This window comes from Actinomadura montaniterrae (assembly GCF_008923365.1).
GTDB lineage: Bacteria > Actinomycetota > Actinomycetes > Streptosporangiales > Streptosporangiaceae > Spirillospora > Spirillospora montaniterrae.
In genome coordinates this window covers 1-25,746 of sequence record NZ_WBMR01000002.1, presented here as the reverse complement: position 1 = coordinate 25,746, position 25,746 = coordinate 1, and the positions used below count along the sequence as shown (strand labels likewise).

The window sequence follows — 25,746 nt, the reverse complement described above, 5'->3', positions numbered from 1 at the left end:
GCCATAGCGTCTCTTCCATGATTCTGGTGACGGGAGCGACCGGGAAGGTCGGCGGGCAAGTGGTGGCGCAGCTGCACGAGGCGGGTGTCGAGGCTCGAGCGTTGGCACGCGTCCCGGAGGCGGCGGGCCTGCCCGACGGCGTGGAGATGGTCCGGGGCGACCTGGCGGATCCGGGTTCCCTGGACGCGGCGCTGGACGGGGTGGACAAGGTGTTCCTGGTCTGGCCGACGCTGGCCGCCGACGCCGCCGCACCGGAGGTGGTGCGGCGGCTGGCGGCACGGGCACGGCGTGTGGTCTACCTGTCGGCGATAGGCGCGGGTACGCCCGGCCGTGGCCCCGTGCTCGACTCCCACGGACGGCTCGAGCGGTTGATCAAGGAGTCGGGTGCGGAGTGGACGTTCCTGCGCGGCGGCGGGTTCGCCGGCAATGACCTGGCCTGGGCGGGGGGCATCCGGGACGGCGGTGTGGTGCGCGAGCCGTTCGGCGGCTGGCGCCGATCGCTGGTGCACGAGGCCGACCTGGCCGCCGCGGGCGTGCGGGCGCTGCTGGACGACGGGCACGCCGGCGCCGTCTACGAGCTGACCGGGCCGCAGGCGCTGAGCCAGGCGGAGCGGGTGCGGATCATCGGCGAGGTCATCGGGCGGCCGCTGCGCTTCGAAGAGCTCTCCGTGGAGGAGGCCAGGCGGCAGTTCCTGTCCTGGCTGCCGCCCGAGGCCGTCGACGCCACGCTAGAGGGCATGCTGGAGATGACCAAGAAGCCGGAGAAGGTCACGCGCACCGTCGAACAGCTCACGGGACGCCCCGCGCTGACCTACCGCGAATGGGTGGTCGACCACCGGCGCGACTTCACCGGGTGAACGCCGGCCCGTCATGAATCGGCGCCGGCGGATGGCTACGGGTGGTGCCATGGGAGGGTGATCGCGTGCCGCGATTCTCCCGCCTCTGCCGCGCGTGCCGCCTCCGGCAGGCTTGCCGGAGGCGGCCGGTACGCGTCACGCGACGGCGGTGCCTTCGAGCTCGACCATCAGGTCGGGGATCGCCAGCCGGGTCACGCCGAGCATCGTGGTGGACGGTGCCACCCCGGCGGCGCCCAGCCGCGACGCCAGCACGCCGTAGTGCTCGAAGAGCCGCTCGACGTCGGTGGTGTAGACGTTGAGCCGGACGAGGTTCGCGAGGGACATGCCGGCCTCGCCGAGCACGGCCTCCAGGTTGCCGAGGCTCAGCGCCAGCTGCGCCGCCATGTCACCGGCGTGCCGGGGCCTGCCGTCGCCGCTCATCGCCGTCTGCCCGGAGCAGTACAGGGTGCGGGTCTGCCCGGAGACGACCTCACCCTGGTTGTAGCCCATCTCCACGGACCACGCCCACGGGTTGACCGCCGTTCGCTCCATCGCCACATCGGCTCCATTCGATTCGTTGGGGGACACAGGCGTCGATCGGCCTTCCTCGACGCCGTGCCGACGAGCCTCGCAGCGAAACACGACACCCTGTGTCGTGTATTTTCCGCGTATGCGCGCCGATCGGCTGGTCTCGCTGGTGCTGCTGCTGCGCCGGCACGGCCGGCTGTCCGCGGCCACGCTGGCCCGCGAGCTGGAGGTGTCCACCCGCACCGTGCTGCGCGACATCGAGGCGCTGTCCGCGGCGGGCGTCCCGGTCTACGCCGAACGCGGCCGGCACGGCGGGTTCGCGCTGCTGCCCGGGTTCCGGACGGAGCTCACCGGGCTGAACCACGACGAGGCCCTCGCCCTGCTGATCGCCGGATCGCGGCGCGGCGCGCAGGCGTTCGGCCTCGGCTCGGCGCTCGCGTCGGCCATGCTCAAGGTCGTCGACGCGCTGCCCGAGGGCCATCGGGACATGGCGGCCGGCGCGGCCCAGCGCCTGCTCATCGACCCGGAGACCGATCTCCTCTCGCGCCGGCTCGTCACCGAAGAGGTGCCCGACGCCGTGGTGGCCGAGGTCCGGCGCGCGGTGTTCGCCGGGCACCGGCTGCGCATCCGTTACGCGGCCTTCGGCCAGCCGCCGAAGTGGCGCACGGTGGACCCGGTCGGCCTCGTCACGGTTCGCGGCCAGGGCTACCTGCTGGCCACGCGGTCCGGCGAGGACCGCACCTACCGGCTGTCGCGTGTGCTGGCCGCCGAGGAACTCGCCGAACCCGCGCAGCGACCGGACCGGGTCGACCTGGACCGGGCCTGGCGGGAGCGCAGCACGCGGTTCCGCACCGGCGGCGACCAGGTCACCGTGCTGGTACGGGTGGACCCGGCGCGGCGGGAGGAGCTGGCGGGCACCGCGCTGGCCGTCCTCGCCGAGGAAGCCGAGGCGGACGGGCGGCTGCGGCTGGAGGTGACCTTCCAGGACCGGAGACACGCCGAGTGGGCGCTGTGGCAGCTCGCCGCGAACGCGGAGGCCCTGGCCCCGCAGTGGTTGCGCATCTCCCTGCGCGACCGCGCCGCCGCGATCGCCCGCTCCTACGCGAGCCGTCCCGAGGGCTGACGGGCGATTCCCCTGCCGGGCCGGTCAGCCGATGAGGCCGCCGATGCCCTTGCCGATCAGGACGACGCCGATGACGAGCAGCAGCACGAACATGACCGTGGTGTTGTTGCGTTCGAGCCAGGTCTTCAGGGCGTCCAGCGGCCGGCGCATGCGCGCGGTGTCGGCGACGTAGACGATCACGGGAACCGCCACGCTGGACACCGCGATCAGGGTGAAGACGGCGACGGCCACGATCTGGCCGCCGGTGCTCAACCGCCCCTGGCTGACGGCGATTCCGGCCGCGGCGCACATCATCAGGTTCTTCGGGTTCACCGCCGACAGCAGCACGCCCAGGGACGCGGCCCTGACGGGCGTGAAGGTGTCGATGGCCTTCATCCACGCCGGCATCTCCGCCTGCTCTCCCGGGTCGGGACGGGCGGTGAACTGCTTGGCGGCGAGGATGAGCAGGAGCACGCCCAGCAGCAGCTTGATCCAGGAGACGCCGGTCTTGGGCCGCCCCGACGCGGCGGTCATGCCCAGCCCGTTGGCGATCAGCAGGAGCACGACCGTCGCCGCGAGGACGCCGCAGACCCAGCCCGCCAGGAAGCCGAGGCCGGTGGCGCGGGCGCGCGGCGCCAGCAGCATGAGGATGACCGCGATGATGGGGATCGGGCTGACCGCGACCCCGATCGCCAATGGCAGCAGTGTCCCGATGACCTCGCCCATGTCGCCCCCGAACCAGCCCGTTATGGTCGCCGGACTGTCGGAGTACCCAATTTGATCAAGCCGAATACCGCACCCGAGGCACGCCGCTGCCGGCCGGCGCTCGTGCGGGCGGCCGTCCAGGTCCTGCCGGGCCCGGATCCGGGATCAGGGTTCTCGGTCGAGGTCGGCCGCGTCGGGGACGGGGCCGCCGCCGTCGGGGATCCAGCGGCCGGAATCGCGCCATTTGACGGCCTCGTGGAAGCCGTGGGCGGCGGCGAACTCCTGGAACCAGCGGCCCTCGGGGGAGTGCCGGGTGATGCCGTCGAAGAGGGTCGCGAGGATCTGGGTCCCGTGCAGCCCCATGTTGTCGTACGCCTGGTTGATCATGAGCTTCTGCATGGCGAGCTGGTTGATCGGGACGCCCGCGATGCGGTCGGCGAGGGCCTCGACCGCGCCGTCGAGGTCGTCGGCGGGCACGGACTCCAGGACCAGGCCCCAGTCGGCCGCCTGCCGTCCGTCGATGGTGTCGCCGGTGAGCAGCATCCGCTTGGCGCGTTCGGCGCCCAGCCGGTAGACCCACATCGCGGTGGTCGGGCAGCCCCAGACTCGCGCCGGCATGTACCCGATCCGCGCGTCGTCGGCCATGACCACCAGGTCGCACGACAGCGCGATGTCGCTCCCGCCGGCGACCGCGAACCCGTGCACCTTCGCGATCGTCGGCTTGAGCGACCGCCACAGGGAGAAGTAGTCGTCGGTGAACGACTTCATCGCCGTGTAGTCCTGGATCGGGTCCCAGACCGGGTCGCCGCCGCCGGACCCCTGCGTCCCCTGGCCGTCCTCCGCGGAGATCTTCAGGTCGTATCCCGAGCAGAAGGCGCGGCCGGCGCCCTGCAGGACGATCACGTGCACGCTGGGGTCCTGGTTCGCCCGCCGGACGGCGGCGGCCAGGTCCCCGGGCATGGCGAAGTCGATGGCGTTGAGCCGTTCCGGCCGGTTCAGCGTCAGGTACGCCTTGCGATCCCGGCTCTCGTACAAGACCGTCGACATGCAGACTCCTGTCCGTCAGTGCGGGAACCCGCCGGCGCCCGGCAGGCGATGCCGCCCCGGTGACATTACAGAAGTTCTACACGTGGCGAAAGCTCTGTAACTCCCTGGCGCAGGCCGTGCCGTAGCCCGCCAGGTCGCCGCCGAGCGCGGCGGCGGCCAGGAAGCGTTCGGTGGTCGCCCGGTGCTCGGCCGGCGTGGGCCGGAACCGCGGACGGCGCGCCCGGACGTGCCGCCGGGCCCGGTACGCCATCTGCCGCACCGCCCGTTCGGTGCGTCCGACGATGGCCGCGATCTCCGCGTGCGAGAAGCCGAACACGTCGTGCAGTAGGAACACCGCGCGCTCCGTCGGGGCCAGGGTCTCCAGGACGACCAGCACGCCCGCCGCCACCGCGTCGACCGGACGCGGCTCGACGCCCGGCTCGGACGGCCGATCCCCGCTGGCCGGCACTTCCCGGCGCGCCCGTATCTTGCGAAGCTCGTCGATCGCCTGGCGGGTCACCAGCCGGAACAGATACGCGCCCGGGTCCGCGACTGAACGGTGATCCACCCGGCTCCAGCGAAGCCATGCCTCTTGAAGGACGTCGTCGGCATCTGCCCGGTTGCCGAGCATCCGGTACGCCGCGGCCGAAAGCGCGGCCCGGTGCCTCTCGAACAGTTCGCCCGCTGTGTCCATTGCACCTCCCGTAGGGACCTCATCAACAAGACGGTCCAGGGGGCGTCGGCGTCACGCGTGACGCCGGCGGACCCGCATCCGTCTCACCGGGTGCATACGGATCACCGACCCCGAAAGGCGTGACATGGCATCGACCCTACGCACCGACCAGAACCGGCTGCTCGTCATGGAGGCCGTCACCCGGTTCGGCGCGGGCGACATCGCCGGCTTCACCGAACTGCTGGGCGACGAATTCGTCTCCCATAACCCGCGCGTGGCGCATGACCCCGCCATCCAGTCCGGTCGCCAGGCGTTCGCCGACTTCTTGAGCGGGCCCGGCAGCGCCCACCTGCGAGACGCGACCGTGGAGGCCAAGCACGTCCTCGCGGACGGCGACCTGGTCGCCGTACACACCCACGTGGCCGCCCCGCAGGGCGACCTCGCCACCGTCGACCTCTTCCGCGTCGACGTGGGCAAGATCGTCGAGCACTGGGACGTCGTTCAACCCGTCCCCGACGACGTGCTTCACCCGCACGGAATGTTCTGACCCGCGACGACGCGGCCTACACGTTGACCAGATCGGTCGAGCGCGAGTAGTAGACCTTGACGCTTCCGCAGCTTCTGGCCAGGCTCCGGACCGGTTCCGTCACCGGAACCCGGATCTTGGCGTAGGGAGCCATCGAGATCAGCCCGCCGATGGGGAGGCTGCGCACCATCTGCTGGGCGGCGCCGGGAGGCGGGTCCTCCCAGAGAATGCACACCAGACGTACGGAGACCGCCACGCCGTTGGTGTTGTGCACGACCACGGTGTCGAAGTCCTGGCCGGCCTCGGTGTACCCGGTGCCGATCAACCGGCGCGCCTGCAGTTCACCGGCGGCGTGCGCCGGTTGCTTGGGGTGCTCCTGGTGCCGCACGGTCACCCGGACGTCGGCGACGTTCCGGAAGCCGGGACCGTCGAAGGCGAGCACGTCGGCGCCGGTCGAGCGGGGCGGCAGGACGACCAGCCCGCGGTCGCTTCCGTACGCGGTCCGGACCGTGACGCCGGGGAGCACGTGCCCCGTCCAGTCGAGCGGAACGAACGTCAGGGACGGCGCCGTGGCCGTGGACCCGTAGTTGTTCATCATGAGGGTCTGGTCCATGTAACCCGGGCCGGTGGTCCGTTTGAAGGCGAAGGTGAGCTGCGGGGCGGGGGCCGGCGCCGTGATGCTGACGATGACGGCGGCCAGCAGCACGCCGAAGCCGGCGCTCGCCAGCCTGACCCACAGGCGAGCGGACCGCCGGGCCCGGTCCCGTTCCGGCGAGACGGCACCGGTCGAGAGCCTCATGACCCCCGAGGGCGGCTCGTACTCGCGCCGCAGCCGCTCGGCGATCTCGACGACCTCCGCCGCGGGGCGCGCGAGGCTTCCGGCGCGCAGCACGACCGGGGCGCCGAAGCGCCGAAGGTCGGCGCGGACCTCCAGGCGGGCCGGGAACGCCACCTCCTCCAGTGCCTGGTCGGGCTCGCCGACGCGGACGACCAGCCGCGTGCCGTCCCGGCGGGCGCTCTGCTCCACCGCCGTCACGTTGGCCCACGAAAGGCGCATCTCGTACTTGTGCCAGATGACCTCGCGGGCCGTGAGGGTGAGGCCGCGCCTGGCGCGCAGCGCGGTCATGACCGCGTTGGCCTCCAGGAGCGCGATGCCGAGGAACCACAGGTCCAGCGGCCCCGCGGCGTCCCCGCCGAGGAACCACCTCAGCGCGAGGGCGACCGGCCAGACCGCGGACCAGAACCACACGGTGCGGCTTCGGTACGCGATCTGCAGCTCATCCTGCGGTGCCGTCACTGAACATCCCGTCCCTCTCCCCGCCGGCGACCCGGCGACGAAGATCATAAAGCCGGCGGTGCCGGGACGGCACGAAGATCGGGTGCCGAGGCCGGTACCGGCCTGAGCAGGAGGCGAAGGCCCCTTAACCGGCCGCCGCGAAACGGAGCCGCCGACGCCCGAAGCGGAATGCTCTCGGTCAGCGTTCACCGCCCAAGTACAAGCCGATGAACGCGAGCATGGCGATGATCAGCAGGCCCAGCGTCGCCCACATACCGACGGCGATATGAACATGATGGACGACGCTGTCGGCGTCAGTGTCCTCGTGACCGCTGTACAGGTCGGCATTGTCGGCCACCTTATGGACCAGATATCCCTGTACCGCGGCCGCGGCGGTGGTGGTGCAGGCCGCGACGACGGTCTGACGATGGGCGGCGCCTTCGGCGGCCACCCACACGATCACCGCCACCGCGCAGGCGATCAGGGCGGCGGCCACGCGGGCGGTCCCCGGCACATGGTTCGACGCCGCGGGTTCCACCAGACGCCACAGGTCGACGCTGCGCGAGGTCTCGAGAGTGTCGCCCAGGCCCTTCGGAGTCTGCGTCGTCGACAGCCACGGCAGGAAGGTCGCGACGATCAGCAGCGCCGCCAGCCAGCTCGACAAGACCGCTGACCGGATCCTGCTGGAAAGAGCCGTCTGAATCTCCTCGGCCATAAGAATGGAATCCCTCCGGTCAGCGAAACGAGATAGGTGATTTCACGACCGCCGACATCCTCTCGCTTTCCCGCGACCCGCGCATGACCGTTGCCACACGGCTGCGCGTGGCCCGGGTCACCGTCGCCGCCCCCGACGGCGGCGGCGAGCTCGGCTACAACACGCTGCTGTACGCGCTCGGCGGCCACGGGGCCCGCGACCGCGGCGTCCCAGGCGCGGCATCGAGACCGGCACGGAGATCGCCGAATACCGGCCGGGCCTGCCGGTGACGCTGGTCGCGCGCGGCGGGCTGGGCGCCCGGCTCTCCGCGGGAGCACGCGACCGCCTGCGCCGGCCTGCAACGGTCAGTGGAGGCGGTGGTGGAGGGGGGCGGCCAGGTCGGTGGTCGTCAGGACCAGGGCGACGGTGTAGTCGATGAGGTGGTCGCGGTCGATGTCCAGCTCGCCGCGGAACCAGGCGGTGAACAGGTCCCAGAGGCCGGCGGTGAGGGTCAGGCCCGTCAGTTCGAGGTCGGTGCCGGAGACGGGGACGTGGTCCAGCGTCGCGTGGGCCTGGGCGGCGAAGATGGCGGCCAGGCTGCGGACGATCTCGACGCGCCGCTGCTGGAGCAGGGGAGAGGAGGGGAACGCGCGGGTGAGGATGTGGGCGCGGCGCGGGTCGGTGGTCAGGAAGTCGAACACCGCCGTCACCACGGCGCGGGTGCGGGCCTGCGGGTGGCGGGGGGCCTCGCGGGCGGCGGAGAGGATCACGGCGGTGCCCTGGTCGACCTGGTCGTCGACGACCGCCAGGAGCAGGGCGTCCCGGTCGGGGAAGCTCTCGTAGAAGTAGCGGTCGTTGAGTCCGGCCTCGGCGCAGACCTTCCGCACGGTGGTCGCCGCCAGCCCCTGCGTTCCGAGCAGTTGCAGCCCCGCCGCGAGCAGCGCGGTCCGGCGGCGGGCCCGGCGCTGGTCGGCGGGGACGCCGCCGTAGGGGCGCGCGCGAGGTGTCCGGGGCGTCACGGTTCCCGATTGTGCCGCATCCCTTGACTCCGCCCGCGAATCTGGGGACGCTGAACACCGAATATTTCTGGTGAACTGCCTCACCAGAAATCATGGCCGCGGCGAGACGGGAGCGTGAGGCCGGTGGCGACGGAGAACCCCCCACAGCAGGCACCGGCGGACATCGACCCGAGCGATCTGCGGTTCTGGGCCCGGCCGCTGGACGAGCGCGCACGGGCGTTCGCGGAGCTGCGCGCCCGGCCGGAACCGGTGTTCCTGACCCTGCCCAAGCTGCCGTTCCTCCCGCAGAGCCCGGGGTCCTGGGCGCTGGTCCGGCACGCCGACGTCACCGAGGCCAGCCGCCATCCGGAGATCTTCAGCAGCGAGCCCAGCGCGACCAGCCCCGCGGACATGCCCCGCTGGCTGGACAAGTACTTCAACTCGATGATCGACATGGACGACCCGCGGCACGCCAAGATCCGCCGGATCGTCTCCCGGGCGTTCAGCCCCAAGATGCTCGCCAAGGCCGAGGACGACATCGCCCGGCGCGCCGCCCGGATCGTGGACGAGCTGATCGCGGCCGGCGGCGGCGACTTCGTCTCCCAGGCCGCGGCACGGCTCCCGGTCGAGGTCATCTGCGACATGCTGGGCATTCCCGCTCACCATCACCGGCGCGTCGTGGAGCTGACGAACATCATCGTCGGCTACAGCGACCCCGAGTACGTCGGCGCCACCGTGGAGTACGGCGGTGGCGGCCCGAAGATGGGGCGGCTGCCGACGCTCCGCATGCTGGGCACGGTGGCGTCGGCGGGATGGCGGCTGCACCGGCTGGCCGCCCAGCTCGGCCGCGAGCGCAGGGCGACGCCCACCGGGGACCTGACGTCGGCGCTGGTGAACGCCAACGTCGACGGCGAGCGGCTGAGCCCGCGCGAGTTCGCCGCGTTCTTCCTGCTGCTGGTCGTGGCGGGGAACGAGACCACCCGCAACGCGATCGCGCACGGGCTGCGGCTGTTCACCGAGCACCCCGAGCAGCGGGAGCTGCTGCTGGCCGACTTCGACGGGCGCATCGCGGCGGCCGTCGAGGAGATCGTCCGCTACAGCAGCCCCGTCATCTTCATGCGCCGCAACCTCACCCGCGACCACGAGATGAACGGCCACACCTACCGCAAGGGCGAGCGGGTGACGCTGTTCTACTGGTCCGCCAACCGCGACGAGACGGTCTTCACCGACCCCGACCGCTTCGACATCACCCGGTCGCCGAATCCGCACGTCGGGTTCGGCGGACCCGGCCCGCACTTCTGCCTGGGCGCCAACCTGGCCCGGCGGGAGATCACCGTCATGTTCCGCGAGCTGTTCGACCGCCTGCCGGACATCACCGCCGGCGAGCCCGACCGGCTCATGTCCGGGTTCATCAACGGCTACAAGCGCATGCCCTGCAGCTTCACCCCGCCGACCGCGTCGTCCGTGCGCTCCGGCTAGGCGGCGGCCCCCTCCGCCGGCATGGAATAACGCCGGGGCGGCGCCCGCTGTAACCATCGACGGAGGACACGAGGGAGAGAACATGGCAACCGAGAGGGCCCTGCTCGCCGGCGGCTGTTTCTGGGGGATGGAAGAGCTGTTCCGCCGGCAGCCCGGGGTGGTCTCCACGCGGGTCGGCTACAGCGGCGGCGACGTGCCCAACGCGACCTACCGCAACCACGGGTCCCACGCCGAGACCATCGAGGTCGTCTACGACCCCGACAAGACCGACTTCCGGGCGCTGCTCGAATTCTTCTTCCAGATCCACGACCCCACGACCCTGAACCGGCAGGGCAACGACATCGGCACGAGCTACCGCTCCGCGATCTTCTACACCTCGGACGAGCAGCGGAAGGTCGCCGAGGACACGATCGCCGACGTCGACGCCTCCGGCCTGTGGCCGGGCAAGGTCGTCACCGAGGTGACCGCCGCCGGCGACTTCTGGGAAGCCGAGCCCGAGCACCAGGACTACCTGCAGAAGTACCCGAACGGCTACACGTGCCACTTCCCCCGCCCCGGCTGGAGGCTGCCGAAGCGCACCGCCGAAGCCTGATGCGACGGGACGGCGCGGGCGTCAGCGCGCGCCGTTCCCGGCGATGAGCCGGGCGACCTCCTTCGCGAGGAAGGAATCCAGCGGCTCGCCGGCGCCGGGGTTGCCCGAAAGCAGCAGGGGAGTGCCGTTCTCGTCCTTGCCGAAGGGGCCCATGCGCCCGGTTTCGAGGCCCCGTCTCCAGGACGGGAACGGCCGGTACACCGGCTTCTTCGAGGTGATGCGCCGAAGCCGCCAGCAATTCCCGGATGCGCGCGACGACCTGCTGCCATTCGGGCAGTTCGCCGTGCCGCCGTGCGCCCTCGGCCGCCGCCCGCGCCGCGGCCTGCTCGTCGAGCCTGCGCCGCTCGGCCGACACCAGGTCATCGAAGTCGGACACGTCGCCGTCCTTCCGTGTCGCGGGCCTGGGAGCGCCGCGTGCGCGGCGGCCGGCCCCTAGAAGATCGCACACATGACCGGGCCGGGGCATCCCGGGGAATGCCGGGTGCCACGCGCCGGGCGGGCGTCCGGACGGAGACGGGCAGGGCAGGGTGCGAACGAGATAGCTCCCGCGTGCGTCATAGCGAGTGCCGGGGCTCCCCCTTGCACGAAGGACACGCATGTCACAGCGGAGAACGAGCCCTGCCGGCGCCCTCGTCACGATCGTGGCCTGGCTCGCCGTCGCCCTCCTCCCCCTGCTCTTCGGCCTCTCGGACGCCCGGCTGGCGTTCGGCCTCACCGGTGAGCCCGGCACGGCGACGGTGGAGAGCTGCGTCGAGCACGGCTCGGGCGAGGACGCGGAGACCGAGTGCCGCGGACGCTTCGTCCCCGACGACCGGGGGACGCCCGCCCGCACCGTGGGGCTGCCTCCCGAGTCGGACGAGGGCGAGAGCTTCCGCGCGCAGCTCCAGCCCGACGGCGAGCGGGCCCGGCCCGCGGACGTCAAGGGCCGCCTGTCCGCACTGATCCTGCCCACCCTGGGGCTGCTCTTCCTGGTCCCCATGCCGTTGGGGCTGACCTATCTGCTCGCCGGCCGCGTCCCGGGACGGCTCGTCCGCTACCTGACGGCGGGCGCGGCTTCGGTGCTGGGCGCCGTCTGCCTCGCGGGCCTGGTCGCCTCCAACCTCTGAATGCGACTATGTGACCATCCGATGGGATGACACGCGTTATCGTCATGATCGGCCTTGCCTATCTCCATAAGTAAGGCAATATGCGGCGTCCCGGGCGAATTCGTGATCATATGGCGGTGGTGAGCGGCGGCGAGAACTCGCGCGGGGGAGTCGGCGATATGGGAAACAGGACGCTTCGCGTCGCCGCGGCGATCGCGGCCGCCGCGGCCACGACGGCCGCCGCCTCGGCCGGGGCCGGTTCGGTGACGCACCGGGAGCCGGGGGAGGTGCTGGTGGGCGAGCCGTTCACCGGCGCCCGCGCCGACCCGCGTTTCGTCGGGTACGGGTCGGCCTGCCTGACGGGAGCGCCACGCGGCGCGGCCCCGGCGGAGGCGACGAACCATCCCCTGGGCGGGTGCCGCCGGGATCCGGCCGGCCCCGTGCCCCCGGGCGACGCCGCGACGCACGGGTATCTGCAGCTCACCGACGCCCACGTCGAGGAGACCGGCGCCGCGCTGTTCGACTCGCCGATCCCGGCCCGGGACGGGCTGGAGGTCACCTTCGAGCAGTGGCAGTACGGGAACACCACGCGTTCACCCGCGGACGGGATCTCGTTCTTCCTTACCGACGGCGCCGCGCGGCTCACCACGCCCGGCGCGTTCGGCGGAAGCCTCGGCTACGCCCAGAAACTGCCGGACGGCAGCACCGACGGCCGGTTCGTCCCGGGGGTCGGCGGCGGATATCTCGGTATCGGGCTCGACGTGCTGGGAGATTACTTCGGCGACGGGGAAAGGCGCGGAAACGGCTGCGAGCGGCGCTCTCCGGCCGGAACGGAGTTCCGGAGACCCGCTCCCGGCCCGAATATCGTGAGCGTCCGCGGTCCGGGCGACGGGAACGACGGCTACTGCCTGCTCGCCGCCACGGCAGGGAACGCGACGAACGCAGGCCTTTGGCCGTCGACGCTTCCCGGCCGGCTTCACGGCGATCTGGAGAGAATGCCTTCCGGAGCGTCGCCCCAACGGGCCGAAGAATTGCTGGAACCGGCGAAAAGGACCGTCCGTGTCGCCGTGACGTCCCCGCCGGAGCCGATGGCGACGGTCGACATCGACTTCCAGGACGGGCGCGGCTTCCAGCGGGTGCTGCGATTCCGCGCGCCCGATCCGGTCCCGGACACCGTCAGGCTCGGCTTCGCCGCGTCCACGGGACCGCTCACCGACGTGCAGCTCATCCGGCACCTCACCGTGCGGTCGAACCCCGCGAACTGAACCCGCCCGCTGAGCGCCGGCGCGGCCGCGGTGCCCGGCCAGGCCCACCACGACCAGCAGCCGCTCCGGGCGGGCTCCACGGTCACCCCGGCCGACGGAAGGGGTGGCCCGCAAGACCGGGGCCGGGACCGGTCCCGGCGGAGCGAACCTACGATGCCTCCACCTTGAGCGGCGGAGGACAAAGCAATGAACATGGACATGGCGGTCAAGCGCGGGTTCCGCCGGGCCTTTGTGTGGTCGGGAAGGGCCTCGCGTTCCGAGTTCTGGTTCCTCGTCCTGGCCTCCGCCATGTTCTCGATGCTCTGCGTCTTCATCGGTGCCGTCTCCCATTTCTGGGCGATAATGGCGGCCTGGCCGCTGCTCTTCGCCTTGCCGACGCTGGGCGCGGCGGCGCGCAGGCTCCACGACAGCGACCGCAGCGCGCTCTGGCTCCTCATGGCGTTCGTGCCGTACGGCGGTCTCGTTCTGATGATCTTCTATTGCCTGCCCGGCACCCTCGGCCCCAACCGGTACGGACGGCCCGGCGACAACACCGCCGTCGCGAAGGCGTACCGGAAACTGGGCCGCCAATACGAGAAGAGCGGCGAATCGTACCTGGCTGCGGGCTATACGGTTCTGGCCGTGGTGTACGGCAACGAGGCATCGATGGATGTGCAAGACGACTTGATGCGGTTGTCCGGCCAGCGCGAGAACCTGGGCGACATAAGGTTCCGCCGGCGCATGTACGAGGTCCTCGACGGGCGCGTCGAGGAACTGATGGACGCGATGGAAGCGGTGCCGCCCGGCCGCGCGTCCGCCCCGGAAACGGATCGAGAAATCCTGTAGCCGCGGATGTCGAGAACCCGCGACCGGCTCCGTCCCAGGGGTACGAGTAGCCGAGAACGGCCCGCTCGCGGACGCCGAGACAGGAGCGACGACCATGGAACAGCACGAGATCACCGAGATCCTCAACCGCCCGATCAGCCAGGAGCTGCTGGCCCGCGACCTGACCCGCCTCGCCTACGTCGCCGGCGACGGCACGCCCCGCAACGTCCCGATCTCGTTCACCTGGAACGGCTCGGAGATCGTCCTGTGCACCACCAAGAACGCCCCGAAGCTGCGCTCCCTGCGTGAGCGCCCCGAGGTCGCGCTGACGATCGACACCGAGGTGCACCCGCCGAAGATCCTGCTCATCCGGGGACGCGCCGAGCTCGACGTCGTCGACGGCATCCCGGAGGAGTTCCTCCAGATGAACGGCAGCTACGAGATGACGCCCGAGCAGCGCGTCGAGTGGGAGGCCGAGGTCCGCTCGCTCTACGACGGCATGGTCCGGATCGTCATCACCCCGACGTGGGTGAAGCTCATCGACTTCGAGACCACCCTGCCCTCCGCGGTCGAGGAGCTGGTCCGCGAGCGGGCCGAACGCCAGCGGGCCTGAAAAGACCCTGAAATGGCGCCAAATGCGATAAGCGGAGAATGCGCGGTCGATTTTGTGGCCGACACCGGCTAGGGCCGGTGCGTAGCCGTCCGATCACTGCTTGACTCGTGGTGCGAGGTCGTCGGCCGTGAGGAGAGCGCGGTGTCGCTGTATCTGATCAAGGGCCAGTACCGGATCGTGCACAGCCAGCCCGACGGGGACTCCGTGCACTTCTTCCCGAGCGCCCCGGACGCGTTCACCCGGCTGCACCTGAACGTGCGCCTGGGCGCGAGCGGTGCGGCCCAGCTGCGGCTGGACGCGATCGACGCGCTGGAGACCCACTACACGCCGCCCGGGCACGGCGGCCACACCATGCACCAGCCGCTGGAGTTCGCGCACGCCGCCGGGGCCCGCCTGCTGGAGCTGATCGGGTTCAGCGACGTGGTGCGCGACGGTGAGGTCGTCACCGGCGCGACCCCGGACGCCACGCCCGGGTACGTCCTGACCCGGTTCGGCGACAAGTACGGCCGCCCCGTCGCGTTCGCCTTCGCCGGCGACACCGACCGTCCCGACCTGCAGCCGGTGTTCACCGACTCCGCGCTGCTGAAGACCAGCGTGAACCACCGGCTGCTGGCGGACGGCCTGGTCTATCCCACCTTCTACAGCAAGCTCTATCCCGACCTGCGCGCGACGCTGACCGAGGCCGCCGACGCCGCCCGCTCCGCCAAGACGGGGATCTGGGGCTCCGACGCCACGACCGGCGGTGCGAGCATCCAGGCCCAGCAGGACCTGTCCGAGCGGCTGGTCATCATGCCCAAGCTGTTCCGCCGTCTCGCCGAGTACTACGCCCTCGCCCCGGGCGACCCCTCGCTCGCCGGCTTCAAGGCGTACATGGCCACCCTGAACGACCGGCTGTACGTGATCTCCGACGCCCACGCGACCGGGTTCGACACCGTCATCGAGGTCACCGGCGACACCGTCCGGCTCACCAAACCCATCACCGACCTGATCTTCATCGAAGGCTGATCCCGGACCCGACCCGACCGGGCGTCGCCCGCCTCACCGCGTGCCGTTGGGCCTGTTGAGCACCCGCCTCGCCTAGTCCTGATATTCGGGACGCTGGTAACGCAATGCGGGACTGTGTAGGCTGCGCGAAAGTGCGCGACGAGAGGCGCGGCAGTGGTCGATCTCGGGATGCCCGGCCCCGCGGCGAGGAGGCTCGCAACGCCGTGGGGCCGGCAGGCGCGGACGGGGCCGCGCCGGCTAGAGGGAGCCGGTGGTCCTGTGGTCGTGGATGATCCGCATGGCGGCCTCGCGGTCGTGCGCGGCGATGGCGTCGACCAGGGCGGCGTGCAGTTCGTGCCGTTCCTTCAGGTACGGGGTGAGGGGACGCTCGCCGTCGGGCTGGACGGACCGCGTGTGGGCCTCGATGAGGTCCAGCAGGCTGGCGTACAGCGAGCGCAGCAGGACGTGCGGGCTGACCGCGGCGATCCGGGCGTGCAGCCGCCAGTTCGCGTGCACGAAGGCGGTGGCGTCCTCGCCGGCGGCGGCGGCGCCCATGTCGTCCAGGATCTCGCGCATCTCGCCGATGTCGGCGCGCGACGCGTGCCACAGCGCGTCCTCGATCAGCAGCGGGTCGAGGGCGTCGCGGATCCGGATGGCCTCGGCGACGGAGGTCTGCTCGGCGTCGAGCGCCAGCATGGAGTTGCCGAGCCGGACCATGGGGGACTGCTCGGCGGCGAACAGCCCGCCGCCGGGGCCGGGGCGGACCGCGACCAGCCCGCGGGCCTGCAGCAGGCGGAGCGCCTCGTTGAAGGTGGAGACGGAGACCCCGCACAGCGCCCGCAGCTCGCCCTTGGTGCCGAGGCGCGCGCCCGGCTCGGCGGCGCGGGCCAGTTCGGCGATGCGGTCGGCGGCCTGCTCGGCGCGGCCGGTGCCGGCCGTCCCGTCGGCGTGTACGGGCACCCGGTCCTCCTCTGCTGAATTCGTCATGCACATTAGCAGGCCGATCCCTTGACGCCCGACGAGACCTGCATGCATTATCGCCCTAATCATCATGCTGAATTAGGGAGTGCGGATGCGGATCGGGAACCTCGGCGGGCGGCTGGTCATCGTGCGCGACGGCCGGGCGGTGGACGTCGAGCAGGCGAGCGGCGGCAGGTTCGGGGCCGATCCGCAGGCCGTCTACGCCGACTGGGAGGGCTTCCGGGACTGGGCGGTGTCGGCCGCGCTGCCGGACGGCGTCCCCGTCGAGCCGTCCGAGCTGGACGCGCCCGTGCCGGCGCCGCGGCAGGTCTTCGCGATCGGGCTGAACTACCGCGAGCACGCCGCCGAGTCGGGCTTCGACGCGCCCGAGGGGCTGCCGCCGGTGTTCACCAAGTTCGTCACGAGCATCACCGGCCCGGTCACCGAGGTGACGCTGCCGCCGGGCGGCCACACCGACTGGGAGGTCGAGCTGGTCGCCGTGATCGGGCGGCACTCGCGCGACGTCGCCGAGGCCGACGCCTGGGACCACGTGGCCGGTCTCATGGCCGGCCAGGACGTCTCCGAGCGCGTCACGCAGCTCGCCGGGCCGGCCCCGCAGTTCAGCCTGGGCAAGTCGTTCCCCGGCTTCGCGCCGACCGGGCCGTGGGTCGTCACGCCCGACGAGTTCGACGATCCCGACGACCTGGAGCTGACGTCGGCGATCAACGGCGAGGAGGTGCAGAAGGGCCGCACCAGCGAGCTGATCTTCTCGGTCCCGCTGCTGGTCGCGCGGCTGTCGGCGGTGCTGCCGCTGCTGCCCGGCGACCTGGTCTTCACCGGCACCCCGGCGGGCGTCGGCCTCGGCCGCGACCCGCAGCGCTGGCTCGCCCCGGGCGACGAGCTGGTCAGCCACATCGAGGGCATCGGCGAGCTGCGCCAGCGGTTCGTCCCCGCCTGACCGCCTCCGGCTCCCACCCCTCAAGCCGAGGAGACACCATGTCCCTGCACCGCCTGATCTCGGTCACCATCGGCGTCCCCAACGTCGCCGAGACCGCGGACTACTACGCCGACTTCGGGCTCCGGCCCGACACGGGAGGCTGGTTCGGCACCCGTGACGGCGGGCGCCAGCTGCGCATCGTGCCGAGCCCGGCCCGCCGCCTCGTGGAGATGCACATCGGCGCCGACTCGCCCGACGACCTGGGCGCGGCGGCCGCCCGCCTCGACCGGCTCGGCGTGGCCTGCGACCGGTCCGCGACGACGCTCACCGCGGTCGAACCCGTCACGGGCGTGCGGGCCGTCGTGGAGGTGACGCCAAGGCTGCGGCAGGAGCCCGTCCCGCCCACGCCCTACAACGGGCCCGGACGGTTCGAGCGGACCGGCACCCGGGCGCCGGGCGTCCTGCGCGAGGAGCCGGTGCGGCCGCGCAAGCTCGGCCACGCGGTGCTGGCCACCACCGACTTCGCCGCGACCACCGCGTTCTTCCGCGACGGCATCGGCTTCCGCACAAGCGACATCATCAAGGACGCGGGCGTCTTCCTGCGCTGCTCCACCGACCACCACAACCTGCTGGTCCTGGCCGCGCCTGTCTGCTTCCTGCACCACACGTCCTGGCAGGTCGACGACATCGACGAGGTCGGGCGCGGCGCGTCGGCGATGCTGGAGGGCCACCCCGAACGGCACGTGTGGGGCCTCGGCCGCCACCACGCCGGCTCCAACTTCTTCTGGTACCTGAAGGACCCGGCCGGCAACTTCTCCGAGTACTACTCCGACCTCGACTGCATCGTCGACGACCAGCTCTGGACGCCCGAGACCCTCGAAGGCGCCAAGGGGCTGTTCAACTGGGGCCCGCCGCCGCCCCCGTCCTTCCTGCACCCCGACGACCTCGCCGAGCTCATGACCGGCACGCACGGCGCGGGACGGTGACCGCGTGACCGAGCACGACGTCGCGATCGTCGGCTTCGGGCCCGTCGGGCAGCTGCTGGCGCTGCTGCTCGGACGCGCGGGGCACCGCGTCCTGGTCCTGGAGCGGCGCCCGCGCCCCTATCCGCTGCCCCGCGCCGTCCACTTCGACGACGAGATCGGCCGGATCTTCCAGGCGGCGGGCGTCGCCGAGCAGGTCCGCGGCGTCACCGAGCCCGTGCCCGACTTCTACGAATGGCGGAACCGGCACGGGCGCACCCTCGTCCGCATCGACTGGTCGGGGACGGGCCCCAGCGGCTGGCCCGTCGCCAACTTCTTCTCCCAGCCGGAGCTGGAGGCCGTGCTCACCGCCGCGGTCGCCGAACTGCCCGGCGTGACCGTCCGCCGCGGCCTGGAGGCCACCGGGCTCGACGACACCGGCGACGGCGTACGCGTCACCGCCCGGGCGGGCGAGGGCGGCGACTCCACCTTCCACGCCCGCTACGTCGTCGGCGCGGACGGTGCCAACGGCTTCGTCCGCGACCGGATGGGCACGGACGTCACCGACCTGGGGTTCTTCTTCGACTGGCTCATCGTCGACACCGTCCCGCGCGACGAGCGGGAATGGTCGCCCATGAACTGGCAGCTGTGCGATCCGGCCCGTCCCACCACGATCGTGTCGGGCGGGCCGGGGCGCCGCCGCTGGGAGTTCATGCGGCTGCCGGGGGAGAGCCCCGAAGACCTCAACACCCTCGCATCGGCGTGGCGCCTGCTGGAGCCTTGGGGACGCACCCCGGAGAACACCACGCTGGAACGGCACGCGCTGTACACCTTCCAGGCGCGCTGGGCCGAGCGGTGGCGCGACGGCCGCCTGCTGATCGCGGGGGACGCCGCCCACCAGATGCCGCCGTTCGCCGGCCAGGGCATGTGCTCGGGCATGCGCGACGCCATGAACCTCGCCTGGAAGCTCGACCTCGTCCTGCGCGGCGTCGCCGGGCCCGGCCTGCTCGACACCTACACCACCGAGCGCCGCGAGCACGTCCAGCACGCGATCGGCATGTCGATGGCGCTCGGCCGGGTCATCTGCGTCCTCGACGAGGACGAGGCCGCCGCCCGCGACGACCGCATGATCGCGGCGGGCGCGGACCCGGCGCGCGTCCTTCCCGCCACCCCGCCGCCCGTCCTGGGGGACGGCGTCCTCCAGCGCGGCCCGGACGGGCTCCGCCGCGCCGGCGCCGGGCATCTCACGCCCCAGCACCGCGTCACCCGGCAGGGCAAGACCGCGCTGCTGGACGAGATCACCGGAGGCGGCTTCACCGTCCTGCTCGACGGCGCCGCCGCGGGCGACGCGCTGGACGGCGACGATCGGGAGTTCCTCCGGCGCATCGGCGCCGTGCTCGTCCCGCTCCACTCGCCGGACGATGCCGGAGCACCCGCCGACGGGTACGCCGACACCGAGAACGCCTACCTGCCGCACATGAGGGAGCACAACCACATCGCCGCCGTGATCCGCCCCGACTTCTACCTCTTCGGCGCCGCGGAAAACCCGGCTGAACTGCACGAAGTCATCGGCCAACTGAGGACGCGGCTCCGCGTTCCGACCGGGGGAGGACGCGCCTCGTGACGGACGAAACGCCGCACCGCGTACCGGTGCTGATCGCCGGAGGCGGCCCGGTGGGTCTGGCCGCTGCTCTGGAACTCGCCCACCACGGCGTCCGGTCGCTGGTCGTCGAGCCCCGCGAGGAGGTGTCGTGGCTGCGGCCGCGCGCCAAGACGACCTCGGCGCGGACGATGGAGCTGTTCCGCCGCTGGGGCCTCGCCGGCGCCGTGCGCGAACGGGCGGCCCTGCCGGTGGCCTGGTCCGACCAGGCCGTGTTCACCACCGGGCTGCTCGGCCGCGAGATCACGCGGTTCCACGGCTGCTTCGGCCTCGACCTGGCCGGCGACGACCTGGTCGCCGAGCCCGGCCAGCAGATCCCGCAGCCGGCGGTCGAGCAGGTGCTGCGGGAAGCGGCCGCCCGCTCGCGGCACGCCCGGCTGCTCACCGGCCGCACCGTCAGCGCGGTCCAGGAGGACGACGACGGCGTCACCGCGACCGTCACCGCACCCGATGGCACCGCCGAACAGGTCCGCGCCGCTTACCTGATCGGCGCGGACGGCGCCTGGAGCACCGTCCGGGAGGCCATCGGCGTCGCCTACGAGGGCACCGCCGACGCACGCCCCAACTTCAACATCGTCTTCCGCGCCCCGGGCCTCGCCGAACGCGTGCCGCACGGGCCCGCCGTGCACTACTGGGTCCTGCATCCGAGCCGTCCCGGGCTCGTCGGCCGGCTCGACCTGCGCGACACCTGGTGGTGCATCGCGCAGGGCGTCACCGAACAGGAGGGAGGCGCCGACCCGCTGGGGATCGTCCGCGGGCTCGTCGGAGCCGACGTCGACGCCGAGATCGTCGCGACGGACCCGTGGAAGGCGAAGATGCTGCTCGCGCAGCGGTACGGGACCCGCCGGATCTTCCTCGCCGGCGACGCCGCGCATCTCAATCCGCCGTGGGGCGGGCACGGCTTCAACACCGGCATCGGCGACGCCGTCAACCTCGGCTGGAAGCTCGCCGCCGTCCTGTCCGGATGGGCGCCGGGGACGCTGCTGCGCAGCTACGAGCCCGAACGCCGGCCCGTCGCCGCGCGGACCATCGCCGAGGCCGCCCGCAACATGGCGACGCTCGCCCCCGAACTCGCCGACCGGCGGCTGGCCGGCACCGACGCCGAGTTCGCCGCCGCCCGCCCGGCCGTCGCCGAAGCCGTGCAGCGGACCAAGGACGCCGAGTTCCACAGCCTCGACCTCGTCCTCGGCTACACCTACCAGGGCTCACCGATCGTCGCCGGCGACGCGGGCGGGCGGCTCCCGCACCGCTGGCTCGCCCCCGGCGACTCCCTCTACGACCGTCTCGGACGCGGCTTCACCCTGATCGCGAACCCGTCCGCCACCGGCGCCGCGGCGTTCGCCAAGGCCGCCGCCGACCTCGGCGTCCCGCTCGACGTCCTCGACGACCCGCACACCACGAGCCTCCGTCTCGTCCGGCCCGACCAGCACGTCGCCTGGACCGGCGACGTCCCCGCCTCCCCGCCGGAGATCCTCCGGCGGGCGGTCGGCCACCTCGACTGACACGCCCGAAGACGCGTCGACGCGCCCGGCTCGCGGCCGGGCGCCCCGTCAACGCTGCGTTCGGTTGCTCCTGCGCTGTCCGTTTCCGAACCCCGCGTGTACCCACCCCTGCGTAAGGAGATCCGATGTCCGCGACCCCAGAACCCGCCGCCGGAAGGCGGCAGGCCGGCGTCCTCGTCCTCGCCTGCCTCATCCTGTTCGTCGACGGCTACGACGTGTTCGCCATCGGCACCGTCGGGCCGAGCCTGCTGCAGTACAGGCCGTGGGGCGCCACCCACGACACCCTCGGGATGCTCGGCAGCGTCACCGCGCTCGGCATGCCGTTCGGCTCGGTCCTCGCCGGCTGGGCCGCCGACCGGCGCGGACGCCGCGTCCCGCTGACCGCCGCCGTCGTCTGGATCTCGGCGGCGATGGCGGCGGCGACGTTCGCGCCGTCCCTCGGCCTGTTCGCCGCCGCCCGGTTCTGCACCGGCGTCGGGATCGGCGCCCTCGCGCCGCTGGTCAGCGCCTACGTCACCGACGCCGCACCGCCGCGGCGGCGGACGCTGCATCTGACCATCGCGCTCGGTGCCATCGGCGTCGGCGGCACCGCGTCGGCCGTGCTCGGCCGGCTCCTGCTGCCGGACCTGCACTTCCAGTGGCTGTTCCTCTTCGGCGCGCTGCCCGTCCTGCTCGTGCCGGTGATCTGGCGGATGAAGGAGGACGCGCCCGCCGGACGCCGCGGGCCCGGACGCGGCGGCCCCGGACGGGAGCGGACGCGCCTGTCCGAGCTGTTCACCTCCGGCAGCCGCCGCGCCACCGTCCTGTTCTGGTGCGCGTCCTTCATGAGCATGGCGCTCGTCTACAGCACCACGGCCTGGCTGCCCGCGGTGATGATGAAGTCCGGCTATGACCTGGGCTCGTCGCTGGAGTTCACCATCGCCTTCACGGTCGGGGCGACGGCCGGGAGCCTGGGCGGGTCGGTCGTGGCGGACCGGGGCCACCTCAAGCCGGTCACGCTCGGCGGGTTCGTGCTCGCGGCGGTGGCGCTGTTCGTCCTGAGCACCCCGCAGCCGCACGTGCTGCTGCTGGCGGTGTCGGCGCTGGCGGGGCTCGGCACGCTCGGCGGCCAGAACATGGTGATCGCCTGCATGACGGCGTTCTACCCGGCGCGGCTGCGCGGCACCGGGCTCGGGTTCGGGCTGGGCGTCGGGCGGCTCGGCGCGGTCGCCGGCCCGTCGTACGTCGCGGTGGCCACCGACCTGTTCACCTCGCCGAAGGCGGGGTTCTTCGCCTTCATGATCCCGGCGGTCCTCGGCGCGGCCCTGATCGCGGCACTGCCCCGCGTCCTGCCGGCCGCGCCGGAGAAGCGGGCCGCCGCGCAGGAGACCGCGCCCGTCGTCCCCTGACCGGATGAGAAAGGCCGGCCCGGTGCGCGTCGCACCGGGCCGGCCTTTCCGCGTGGTGTCAGGGGTTGACGACGGCCATCCAGATCGGTTCCGTCCGGGTCTGCATCGCCTCGACGGCGCGGGCGGCGTCGGCGAGCGGGTACCGGTGGGTGATCAGGTCCGCCGCGTCCAGCGCGCCGCCGCCGAGGAGGCCGAGGACCTGCTCGGCGTCGGTGCGGGTGCAGGCGCGCGTCCCGACGATCCGCCAGCAGTTCCGCATCAGCTCGGCCATCGGGAGCGTCACCGGCGCCTGGTTGGCGCCCATGTGTACGAGCGTCCCGCCGGTGGCGAGCGCGGCCGTGGCCTGCAGCGTGACAGGGCCGTGCGGGACGTAGTCCAGGACGGCGTCGGCGCCCTCCGGCACCAGGTCCCGCAGCGCCCGGGTGAGGCCCTGCTTCTCGTCCCAGCCGGGCGGCAGCCCGTCCAGCGCGACGACGTCGGCGGCGACGCCGGCGGAGAGGCGGCGGACCGCCTCCAGCCGCTCCGCGCTGCGCCCGACCAGGACGAGCCGAGCCACGCCGAAGTGCCGGGCCAGCGCGATCGTCGCGGTGCCCATCGTGCCGGTCGCGGCGGTGACGACGAGCGTCGCGCCCGGCGTGAGGCCGGCGAGCTTGAGGGCGCGGACGGCGTTGGCGAGGTCGTGCACCTTCGCGCCGACGTCGAAGCCCACCGCGTCCGGCAGCGGGTCGACCAGCCAGTGCGGGACGCGGACGTACTCGGCGAGCCCGCCGTCGTGGTACGCGTCGTACAGCGGCATCGGCACGTCGCTGAACGCGGCGTGCCCGATCATCGCCTGCTGGGCGCACATCATCTCGCGGTCGGTGCGGCAGTACCGGCACGAACGGCACGTCAGGTTGGGGTGGACGCGGACCCGGGCGCCGACCGCGACGCCGGTGACCTTCTCGCCGACGGCCGCGACCGTCCCGGCGGCCTCGTGCCCGAGGGTGGTCGGCAGATGCCGGAACGCGCCCATGGCGAGCAGCCGCATCATGCCGGGCGCGAGCCCGGCGGAGGCCACCTTGACCAGGACGTCCAGCGGCCCCGGCTCCGGGACGGGGATCTCGAGGAGTTGCAGCGCGTCGGAGCCGCGGTCGGCGCGCGCGGCGAGCATCGTCTTCACCGGGCCTCCGCGGCGGCCGAGGGCAGGTGCCGGTCGAGGAACGCGTGCGTACGCTCCCACGCGGTCTCGGCCGCGCCGGACCGGTGCATGTGGGGGCGCGCGTCGCACGCGAAGGCGTGCCCGGCGTCCTCGTACACGTGCTGGTCGAAGTCGGCGCCCGCGTCCTGCAGCGCGGCGTCGATGGCCTTCACCTGGTCGGCGGGGATCGTTGGGTCCTCGGCGCCGACGTGCAGCAGCATCGGCGCGTCGATCGTCCCGGCCCGGTCCAGGACGGCGTGCGGGCCCGCCGCGATCCCCGGGCCGTAGAACACGACGGTCGCGGCGAGCCCCGGGATCGCGGTGGCCGCGGTGAAGGCGGCGCGGCCGCCGAAGCAGAAACCGACGACCGCGGTCCGATCGGCGGAGACGCCTTCGACGCCGGAGAGGTGGTCGGCGACGGCGCCGACGTCGGTGACGATCGCGTCCGGGCCGATCGCGCCGATCAGCGGCATCGCCTCGGCGTGCTGGTCGTAGCCGAGGGTGGCTACGCCGGTTCGGTGAAACAGGTCGGGGGCCAGGGCCAGGAAGCCGCGCGCCGCGAACCGGCGGGCGATGTCCTGGATGTGGTCGTTGACGCCGAACGCCTCCTGCAGGACGACCACGGCCCGGTCGGCGGGGGCGTCCGGCCGCGCGGCGTAGACCCGCATCGGCCCGTCGGCGGTCTCAACGGTGATCCATTCGGTCATGACTCTCCTTGCGGCAGGGCGTGGTAGTACTCGGCGGCGCCGGGGTGCAGCGGGACGGGCGTGCGGCCCATCGCCACCGGGTCGAGGGGATAGGTGACCGGGCTCTTTTCCGGCGGGAGGTGGCGGTACTGCCGCTCGATGACTTCGCGGGTCTCGCCCAGCACCCACGCGATCGCGTACGCCACGTCGGCTGGCAGGTCGGAGCGGGTCAGCACCAGGAAGTCGGAGAAGTCGAGCGTGCGGAAGCGCGGGCAGCCGGGGAAGTGGCCTTCCTCGACGGTCGCCGCGGGCCAGGAGTAGTCGGCCCACAGGCCGTCCAGGACGTCCTGCTCCACCTCCAGGAAGTGGAGGTCGCCGCCGAACTCCTGCCAGTGCGGCAGCATGACGGCCTCGTGGACGACGGCGTCCGCGCGTCCCTCCAGGACGTGCGCGAACGTCTCCCAGGGGCGTTCGTCGGCCAGGATCGTCCCGCCCCAGCCCGTGACGTCGACGCCGGAGCGGGTCAGCAGCTCGTGTGCGCCGACGCCGACGTGGTTCTCCCTGTCGTGGCCGGACGTCGCGAGCGTCAGCGCGGGCTTCGCCTCGCGCAGCTCGGCGAACGACGTGATCCCGAGCGTCCGGCGGACGCCCACGACCAGACGGTCCCGCTGCGGGACGACGCCGAGCGCGCGCAGTTCGGGGAACGCCTCCTTGGTGTACAGGCCGCGGCCGTCCAGGGCGGCGGTGGCGAACGCGGCGGGCGTCGTCAACGCCACGTCCACCTCGCCCCGCCCCACCGCGCGCACGGCGTCGGCGTAGCCTCGGCTGTTCCAGATCGCGACCCGGGTGTACGGGCCGCACCGGTCGGTGAGCTCCTGGGAGATCCAGCCGCAGACCCGGTGCAGGTTGGCGGCGCCCCAGTCGCCGCGCAGGTGCAGCGTCAGCGACCGGTCGATCTTCGGTTCGGGCGGACGGGTCATGACGTGCCTTCCATGTCGAAGTGGCCGACCGTGTCGAAGTGGCCGGCCATGTCGAAGTAGCCGGCCAGCGCGTCGCGCACCCGCGCGGCGCGGGCGGACGGGAACACGGCCGCGACGTAGCGGTCGGGCTTGACCAGCACGAACCGGCCGCGCGCGCCGGCGAGCGCGGATTCGAGCCGCCCGTCGGCGCCGGCGACCGCGTCACCCTCCGGCTGCCCGGCGGCCGCACCGCCGCCGCGACCGTCGCCGGGTTCGTCGACGAACCGCTCGGCACCTACGCCTACGCCTCGCTCGCCCAGGTCGACGCC

General features: G+C 72.6%; 29 protein-coding genes. 16 read left to right on the top strand and 13 right to left on the bottom strand.

The annotated features are described in order from the left end of the window. The first annotated feature begins 17 nt into the window (after positions 1-17). A complete protein-coding gene (locus tag F9B16_RS01485; RefSeq protein ID WP_151537972.1) occupies positions 18-857 on the top strand; it encodes an NAD(P)H-binding protein in 840 nt (279 codons plus the stop codon). A 135-nt stretch (positions 858-992) separates the two neighbouring features. Here the strand turns inward: F9B16_RS01485 and F9B16_RS01480 are convergent, their stop codons facing one another. Then, positions 993-1,388 carry a RidA family protein gene (locus F9B16_RS01480; RefSeq protein WP_151537971.1) on the bottom strand — a complete coding sequence of 132 codons (396 nt, stop codon included), beginning with the start codon at positions 1,386-1,388 and terminating at the stop codon, positions 993-995. Between the two features lie 118 nt (positions 1,389-1,506). On the opposite strand from F9B16_RS01480, the gene F9B16_RS01475 reads away from it, so the two are divergent. Beyond that, a complete protein-coding gene (locus F9B16_RS01475) occupies positions 1,507-2,487 on the top strand; it encodes a helix-turn-helix transcriptional regulator (RefSeq protein WP_151537970.1) in 981 nt (326 codons plus the stop codon). Positions 2,488-2,511: 24 nt separating this feature from the next. Here F9B16_RS01475 and F9B16_RS01470 read toward each other — a convergent pair whose 3' ends face one another. The 3 genes from F9B16_RS01470 to F9B16_RS01460 all read right to left on the bottom strand — a co-directional run bounded on the left by F9B16_RS01470 (position 2,512) and on the right by F9B16_RS01460 (position 4,891). Next, on the bottom strand, positions 2,512-3,192 hold the full coding sequence (locus tag F9B16_RS01470; RefSeq protein ID WP_151537969.1) for a GAP family protein: 681 nt from the start codon (positions 3,190-3,192) through the stop codon (positions 2,512-2,514). A gap of 144 nt (positions 3,193-3,336) precedes the next feature. Then, positions 3,337-4,218 carry a crotonase/enoyl-CoA hydratase family protein gene (locus tag F9B16_RS01465; RefSeq protein ID WP_151537968.1) on the bottom strand — a complete coding sequence of 294 codons (882 nt, stop codon included), beginning with the start codon at positions 4,216-4,218 and terminating at the stop codon, positions 3,337-3,339. Positions 4,219-4,294: 76 nt separating this feature from the next. Beyond that, positions 4,295-4,891, bottom strand: coding sequence for a sigma-70 family RNA polymerase sigma factor (locus tag F9B16_RS01460; RefSeq protein WP_151537967.1), 597 nt, complete (start codon positions 4,889-4,891; stop codon positions 4,295-4,297). A 124-nt stretch (positions 4,892-5,015) separates the two neighbouring features. On the opposite strand from F9B16_RS01460, the gene F9B16_RS01455 reads away from it, so the two are divergent. Continuing rightward, positions 5,016-5,417 (top strand): nuclear transport factor 2 family protein, encoded by a 402-nt coding sequence (locus tag F9B16_RS01455; RefSeq protein ID WP_151537966.1) that lies wholly within the window; start codon positions 5,016-5,018, stop codon positions 5,415-5,417. A 16-nt stretch (positions 5,418-5,433) separates the two neighbouring features. Here the strand turns inward: F9B16_RS01455 and F9B16_RS01450 are convergent, their stop codons facing one another. Beyond that, entirely contained in the window at positions 5,434-6,693 is a 1,260-nt protein-coding gene (locus F9B16_RS01450) for a hypothetical protein (RefSeq protein ID WP_151537965.1), read from the bottom strand. Positions 6,694-6,871: 178 nt separating this feature from the next. Further along, positions 6,872-7,387 carry a hypothetical protein gene (locus tag F9B16_RS01445; protein ID WP_151537964.1) on the bottom strand — a complete coding sequence of 172 codons (516 nt, stop codon included), beginning with the start codon at positions 7,385-7,387 and terminating at the stop codon, positions 6,872-6,874. An 83-nt stretch (positions 7,388-7,470) separates the two neighbouring features. On the opposite strand from F9B16_RS01445, the gene F9B16_RS01440 reads away from it, so the two are divergent. Then, on the top strand, positions 7,471-7,656 hold the full coding sequence (locus tag F9B16_RS01440; RefSeq protein WP_225991245.1) for a hypothetical protein: 186 nt from the start codon (positions 7,471-7,473) through the stop codon (positions 7,654-7,656). A gap of 75 nt (positions 7,657-7,731) precedes the next feature. Here the strand turns inward: F9B16_RS01440 and F9B16_RS01435 are convergent, their stop codons facing one another. Beyond that, on the bottom strand, positions 7,732-8,385 hold the full coding sequence (locus F9B16_RS01435) for a TetR/AcrR family transcriptional regulator (protein WP_192808557.1): 654 nt from the start codon (positions 8,383-8,385) through the stop codon (positions 7,732-7,734). 123 nt (positions 8,386-8,508) lie between these two features. On the opposite strand from F9B16_RS01435, the gene F9B16_RS01430 reads away from it, so the two are divergent. Both F9B16_RS01430 and msrA read left to right on the top strand, forming a co-directional pair. Then, entirely contained in the window at positions 8,509-9,843 is a 1,335-nt protein-coding gene (locus F9B16_RS01430) for a cytochrome P450 (protein WP_151537962.1), read from the top strand. An 82-nt stretch (positions 9,844-9,925) separates the two neighbouring features. Continuing rightward, the gene (gene msrA, locus F9B16_RS01425; RefSeq protein ID WP_151537961.1) at positions 9,926-10,435 is read left to right on the top strand and encodes a peptide-methionine (S)-S-oxide reductase MsrA; all 510 of its coding nucleotides are present in this window, start codon (positions 9,926-9,928) and stop codon (positions 10,433-10,435) included. Between the two features lie 21 nt (positions 10,436-10,456). Here msrA and F9B16_RS53485 read toward each other — a convergent pair whose 3' ends face one another. Next, positions 10,457-10,588, bottom strand: coding sequence for a hypothetical protein (locus F9B16_RS53485; RefSeq protein ID WP_264159662.1), 132 nt, complete (start codon positions 10,586-10,588; stop codon positions 10,457-10,459). Positions 10,589-11,031: 443 nt separating this feature from the next. Between F9B16_RS53485 and F9B16_RS01420 the strand changes: the two genes are divergently transcribed. The 5 genes from F9B16_RS01420 (at position 11,032) to F9B16_RS01400 (ending at position 15,207) form a co-directional block, all read left to right on the top strand. Beyond that, entirely contained in the window at positions 11,032-11,541 is a 510-nt protein-coding gene (locus F9B16_RS01420; RefSeq protein WP_151537960.1) for a hypothetical protein, read from the top strand. A gap of 158 nt (positions 11,542-11,699) precedes the next feature. Then, positions 11,700-12,785: an L-type lectin family protein gene (locus F9B16_RS01415; RefSeq protein WP_151537959.1), complete on the top strand. Its 1,086-nt coding sequence runs from the start codon at positions 11,700-11,702 to the stop codon at positions 12,783-12,785. A gap of 186 nt (positions 12,786-12,971) precedes the next feature. After that, positions 12,972-13,610, top strand: a complete 639-nt coding sequence (locus F9B16_RS01410) for a DUF805 domain-containing protein (protein WP_151537958.1) — start codon at positions 12,972-12,974, stop codon at positions 13,608-13,610. 94 nt (positions 13,611-13,704) lie between these two features. Next, positions 13,705-14,202, top strand: coding sequence for a pyridoxamine 5'-phosphate oxidase family protein (locus F9B16_RS01405; RefSeq protein ID WP_151537957.1), 498 nt, complete (start codon positions 13,705-13,707; stop codon positions 14,200-14,202). Between the two features lie 141 nt (positions 14,203-14,343). Then, a complete protein-coding gene (locus tag F9B16_RS01400; RefSeq protein ID WP_192808555.1) occupies positions 14,344-15,207 on the top strand; it encodes a thermonuclease family protein in 864 nt (287 codons plus the stop codon). 237 nt (positions 15,208-15,444) lie between these two features. Here F9B16_RS01400 and F9B16_RS01395 read toward each other — a convergent pair whose 3' ends face one another. Further along, positions 15,445-16,173, bottom strand: coding sequence for a FadR/GntR family transcriptional regulator (locus F9B16_RS01395; protein WP_151537956.1), 729 nt, complete (start codon positions 16,171-16,173; stop codon positions 15,445-15,447). Between the two features lie 85 nt (positions 16,174-16,258). On the opposite strand from F9B16_RS01395, the gene F9B16_RS01390 reads away from it, so the two are divergent. The 5 genes from F9B16_RS01390 to F9B16_RS01370 all read left to right on the top strand — a co-directional run bounded on the left by F9B16_RS01390 (position 16,259) and on the right by F9B16_RS01370 (position 22,595). Beyond that, positions 16,259-17,104 (top strand): fumarylacetoacetate hydrolase family protein, encoded by an 846-nt coding sequence (locus F9B16_RS01390; RefSeq protein WP_151537955.1) that lies wholly within the window; start codon positions 16,259-16,261, stop codon positions 17,102-17,104. 38 nt (positions 17,105-17,142) lie between these two features. After that, positions 17,143-18,069, top strand: a complete 927-nt coding sequence (locus F9B16_RS01385; protein ID WP_151537954.1) for a VOC family protein — start codon at positions 17,143-17,145, stop codon at positions 18,067-18,069. A 4-nt stretch (positions 18,070-18,073) separates the two neighbouring features. Beyond that, positions 18,074-19,669, top strand: coding sequence for a bifunctional 3-(3-hydroxy-phenyl)propionate/3-hydroxycinnamic acid hydroxylase MhpA (mhpA, locus tag F9B16_RS01380; protein ID WP_151537953.1), 1,596 nt, complete (start codon positions 18,074-18,076; stop codon positions 19,667-19,669). Then, positions 19,666-21,207, top strand: coding sequence for an FAD-dependent monooxygenase (locus tag F9B16_RS01375; protein WP_151537952.1), 1,542 nt, complete (start codon positions 19,666-19,668; stop codon positions 21,205-21,207). Before mhpA ends, F9B16_RS01375 begins: the two co-directional genes overlap by 4 nt. Before the next feature lie 125 nt (positions 21,208-21,332). Next, the gene (locus F9B16_RS01370; protein ID WP_151537951.1) at positions 21,333-22,595 is read left to right on the top strand and encodes an MFS transporter; all 1,263 of its coding nucleotides are present in this window, start codon (positions 21,333-21,335) and stop codon (positions 22,593-22,595) included. 58 nt (positions 22,596-22,653) lie between these two features. Here the strand turns inward: F9B16_RS01370 and F9B16_RS01365 are convergent, their stop codons facing one another. From F9B16_RS01365 to F9B16_RS01350, 4 genes are all read right to left on the bottom strand, one after another. Beyond that, a complete protein-coding gene (locus F9B16_RS01365; RefSeq protein ID WP_225991260.1) occupies positions 22,654-23,745 on the bottom strand; it encodes an alcohol dehydrogenase catalytic domain-containing protein in 1,092 nt (363 codons plus the stop codon). 5 nt (positions 23,746-23,750) lie between these two features. Beyond that, a complete protein-coding gene (locus tag F9B16_RS01360) occupies positions 23,751-24,479 on the bottom strand; it encodes a dienelactone hydrolase family protein (RefSeq protein ID WP_151537949.1) in 729 nt (242 codons plus the stop codon). Further along, positions 24,476-25,438 carry a TAXI family TRAP transporter solute-binding subunit gene (locus F9B16_RS01355; protein WP_151537948.1) on the bottom strand — a complete coding sequence of 321 codons (963 nt, stop codon included), beginning with the start codon at positions 25,436-25,438 and terminating at the stop codon, positions 24,476-24,478. Before F9B16_RS01355 ends, F9B16_RS01360 begins: the two co-directional genes overlap by 4 nt. After that, positions 25,435-25,746, bottom strand: a 312-nt coding sequence (locus F9B16_RS01350) for a hypothetical protein (RefSeq protein ID WP_225991244.1), incomplete at its 5' end; no start/stop codon positions are given. The genes F9B16_RS01350 and F9B16_RS01355, both read right to left, overlap by 4 nt.

Coding starts and splice junctions, on each gene's coding strand:
- F9B16_RS01485 (WP_151537972.1), top strand. CDS start 18: ATGATTCTGGTGACGGGAGCGACCGGGAAGGTCGGCGGGCAAGTGGTG.
- F9B16_RS01480 (WP_151537971.1), bottom strand. CDS start 1,388: ATGGAGCGAACGGCGGTCAACCCGTGGGCGTGGTCCGTGGAGATGGGC.
- F9B16_RS01475 (WP_151537970.1), top strand. CDS start 1,507: ATGCGCGCCGATCGGCTGGTCTCGCTGGTGCTGCTGCTGCGCCGGCAC.
- F9B16_RS01470 (WP_151537969.1), bottom strand. CDS start 3,192: ATGGGCGAGGTCATCGGGACACTGCTGCCATTGGCGATCGGGGTCGCG.
- F9B16_RS01465 (WP_151537968.1), bottom strand. CDS start 4,218: ATGTCGACGGTCTTGTACGAGAGCCGGGATCGCAAGGCGTACCTGACG.
- F9B16_RS01460 (WP_151537967.1), bottom strand. CDS start 4,891: ATGGACACAGCGGGCGAACTGTTCGAGAGGCACCGGGCCGCGCTTTCG.
- F9B16_RS01455 (WP_151537966.1), top strand. CDS start 5,016: ATGGCATCGACCCTACGCACCGACCAGAACCGGCTGCTCGTCATGGAG.
- F9B16_RS01445 (WP_151537964.1), bottom strand. CDS start 7,387: ATGGCCGAGGAGATTCAGACGGCTCTTTCCAGCAGGATCCGGTCAGCG.
- F9B16_RS01440 (WP_225991245.1), top strand. CDS start 7,471: ATGACCGTTGCCACACGGCTGCGCGTGGCCCGGGTCACCGTCGCCGCC.
- msrA (WP_151537961.1), top strand. CDS start 9,926: ATGGCAACCGAGAGGGCCCTGCTCGCCGGCGGCTGTTTCTGGGGGATG.
- F9B16_RS53485 (WP_264159662.1), bottom strand. CDS start 10,588: ATGGGCCCCTTCGGCAAGGACGAGAACGGCACTCCCCTGCTGCTTTCG.
- F9B16_RS01420 (WP_151537960.1), top strand. CDS start 11,032: ATGTCACAGCGGAGAACGAGCCCTGCCGGCGCCCTCGTCACGATCGTG.
- F9B16_RS01415 (WP_151537959.1), top strand. CDS start 11,700: ATGGGAAACAGGACGCTTCGCGTCGCCGCGGCGATCGCGGCCGCCGCG.
- F9B16_RS01410 (WP_151537958.1), top strand. CDS start 12,972: ATGAACATGGACATGGCGGTCAAGCGCGGGTTCCGCCGGGCCTTTGTG.
- F9B16_RS01405 (WP_151537957.1), top strand. CDS start 13,705: ATGGAACAGCACGAGATCACCGAGATCCTCAACCGCCCGATCAGCCAG.
- F9B16_RS01395 (WP_151537956.1), bottom strand. CDS start 16,173: ATGACGAATTCAGCAGAGGAGGACCGGGTGCCCGTACACGCCGACGGG.
- F9B16_RS01390 (WP_151537955.1), top strand. CDS start 16,259: ATGCGGATCGGGAACCTCGGCGGGCGGCTGGTCATCGTGCGCGACGGC.
- F9B16_RS01385 (WP_151537954.1), top strand. CDS start 17,143: ATGTCCCTGCACCGCCTGATCTCGGTCACCATCGGCGTCCCCAACGTC.
- F9B16_RS01370 (WP_151537951.1), top strand. CDS start 21,333: ATGTCCGCGACCCCAGAACCCGCCGCCGGAAGGCGGCAGGCCGGCGTC.
- F9B16_RS01365 (WP_225991260.1), bottom strand. CDS start 23,745: ATGCTCGCCGCGCGCGCCGACCGCGGCTCCGACGCGCTGCAACTCCTC.
- F9B16_RS01360 (WP_151537949.1), bottom strand. CDS start 24,479: ATGACCGAATGGATCACCGTTGAGACCGCCGACGGGCCGATGCGGGTC.
- F9B16_RS01355 (WP_151537948.1), bottom strand. CDS start 25,438: ATGACCCGTCCGCCCGAACCGAAGATCGACCGGTCGCTGACGCTGCAC.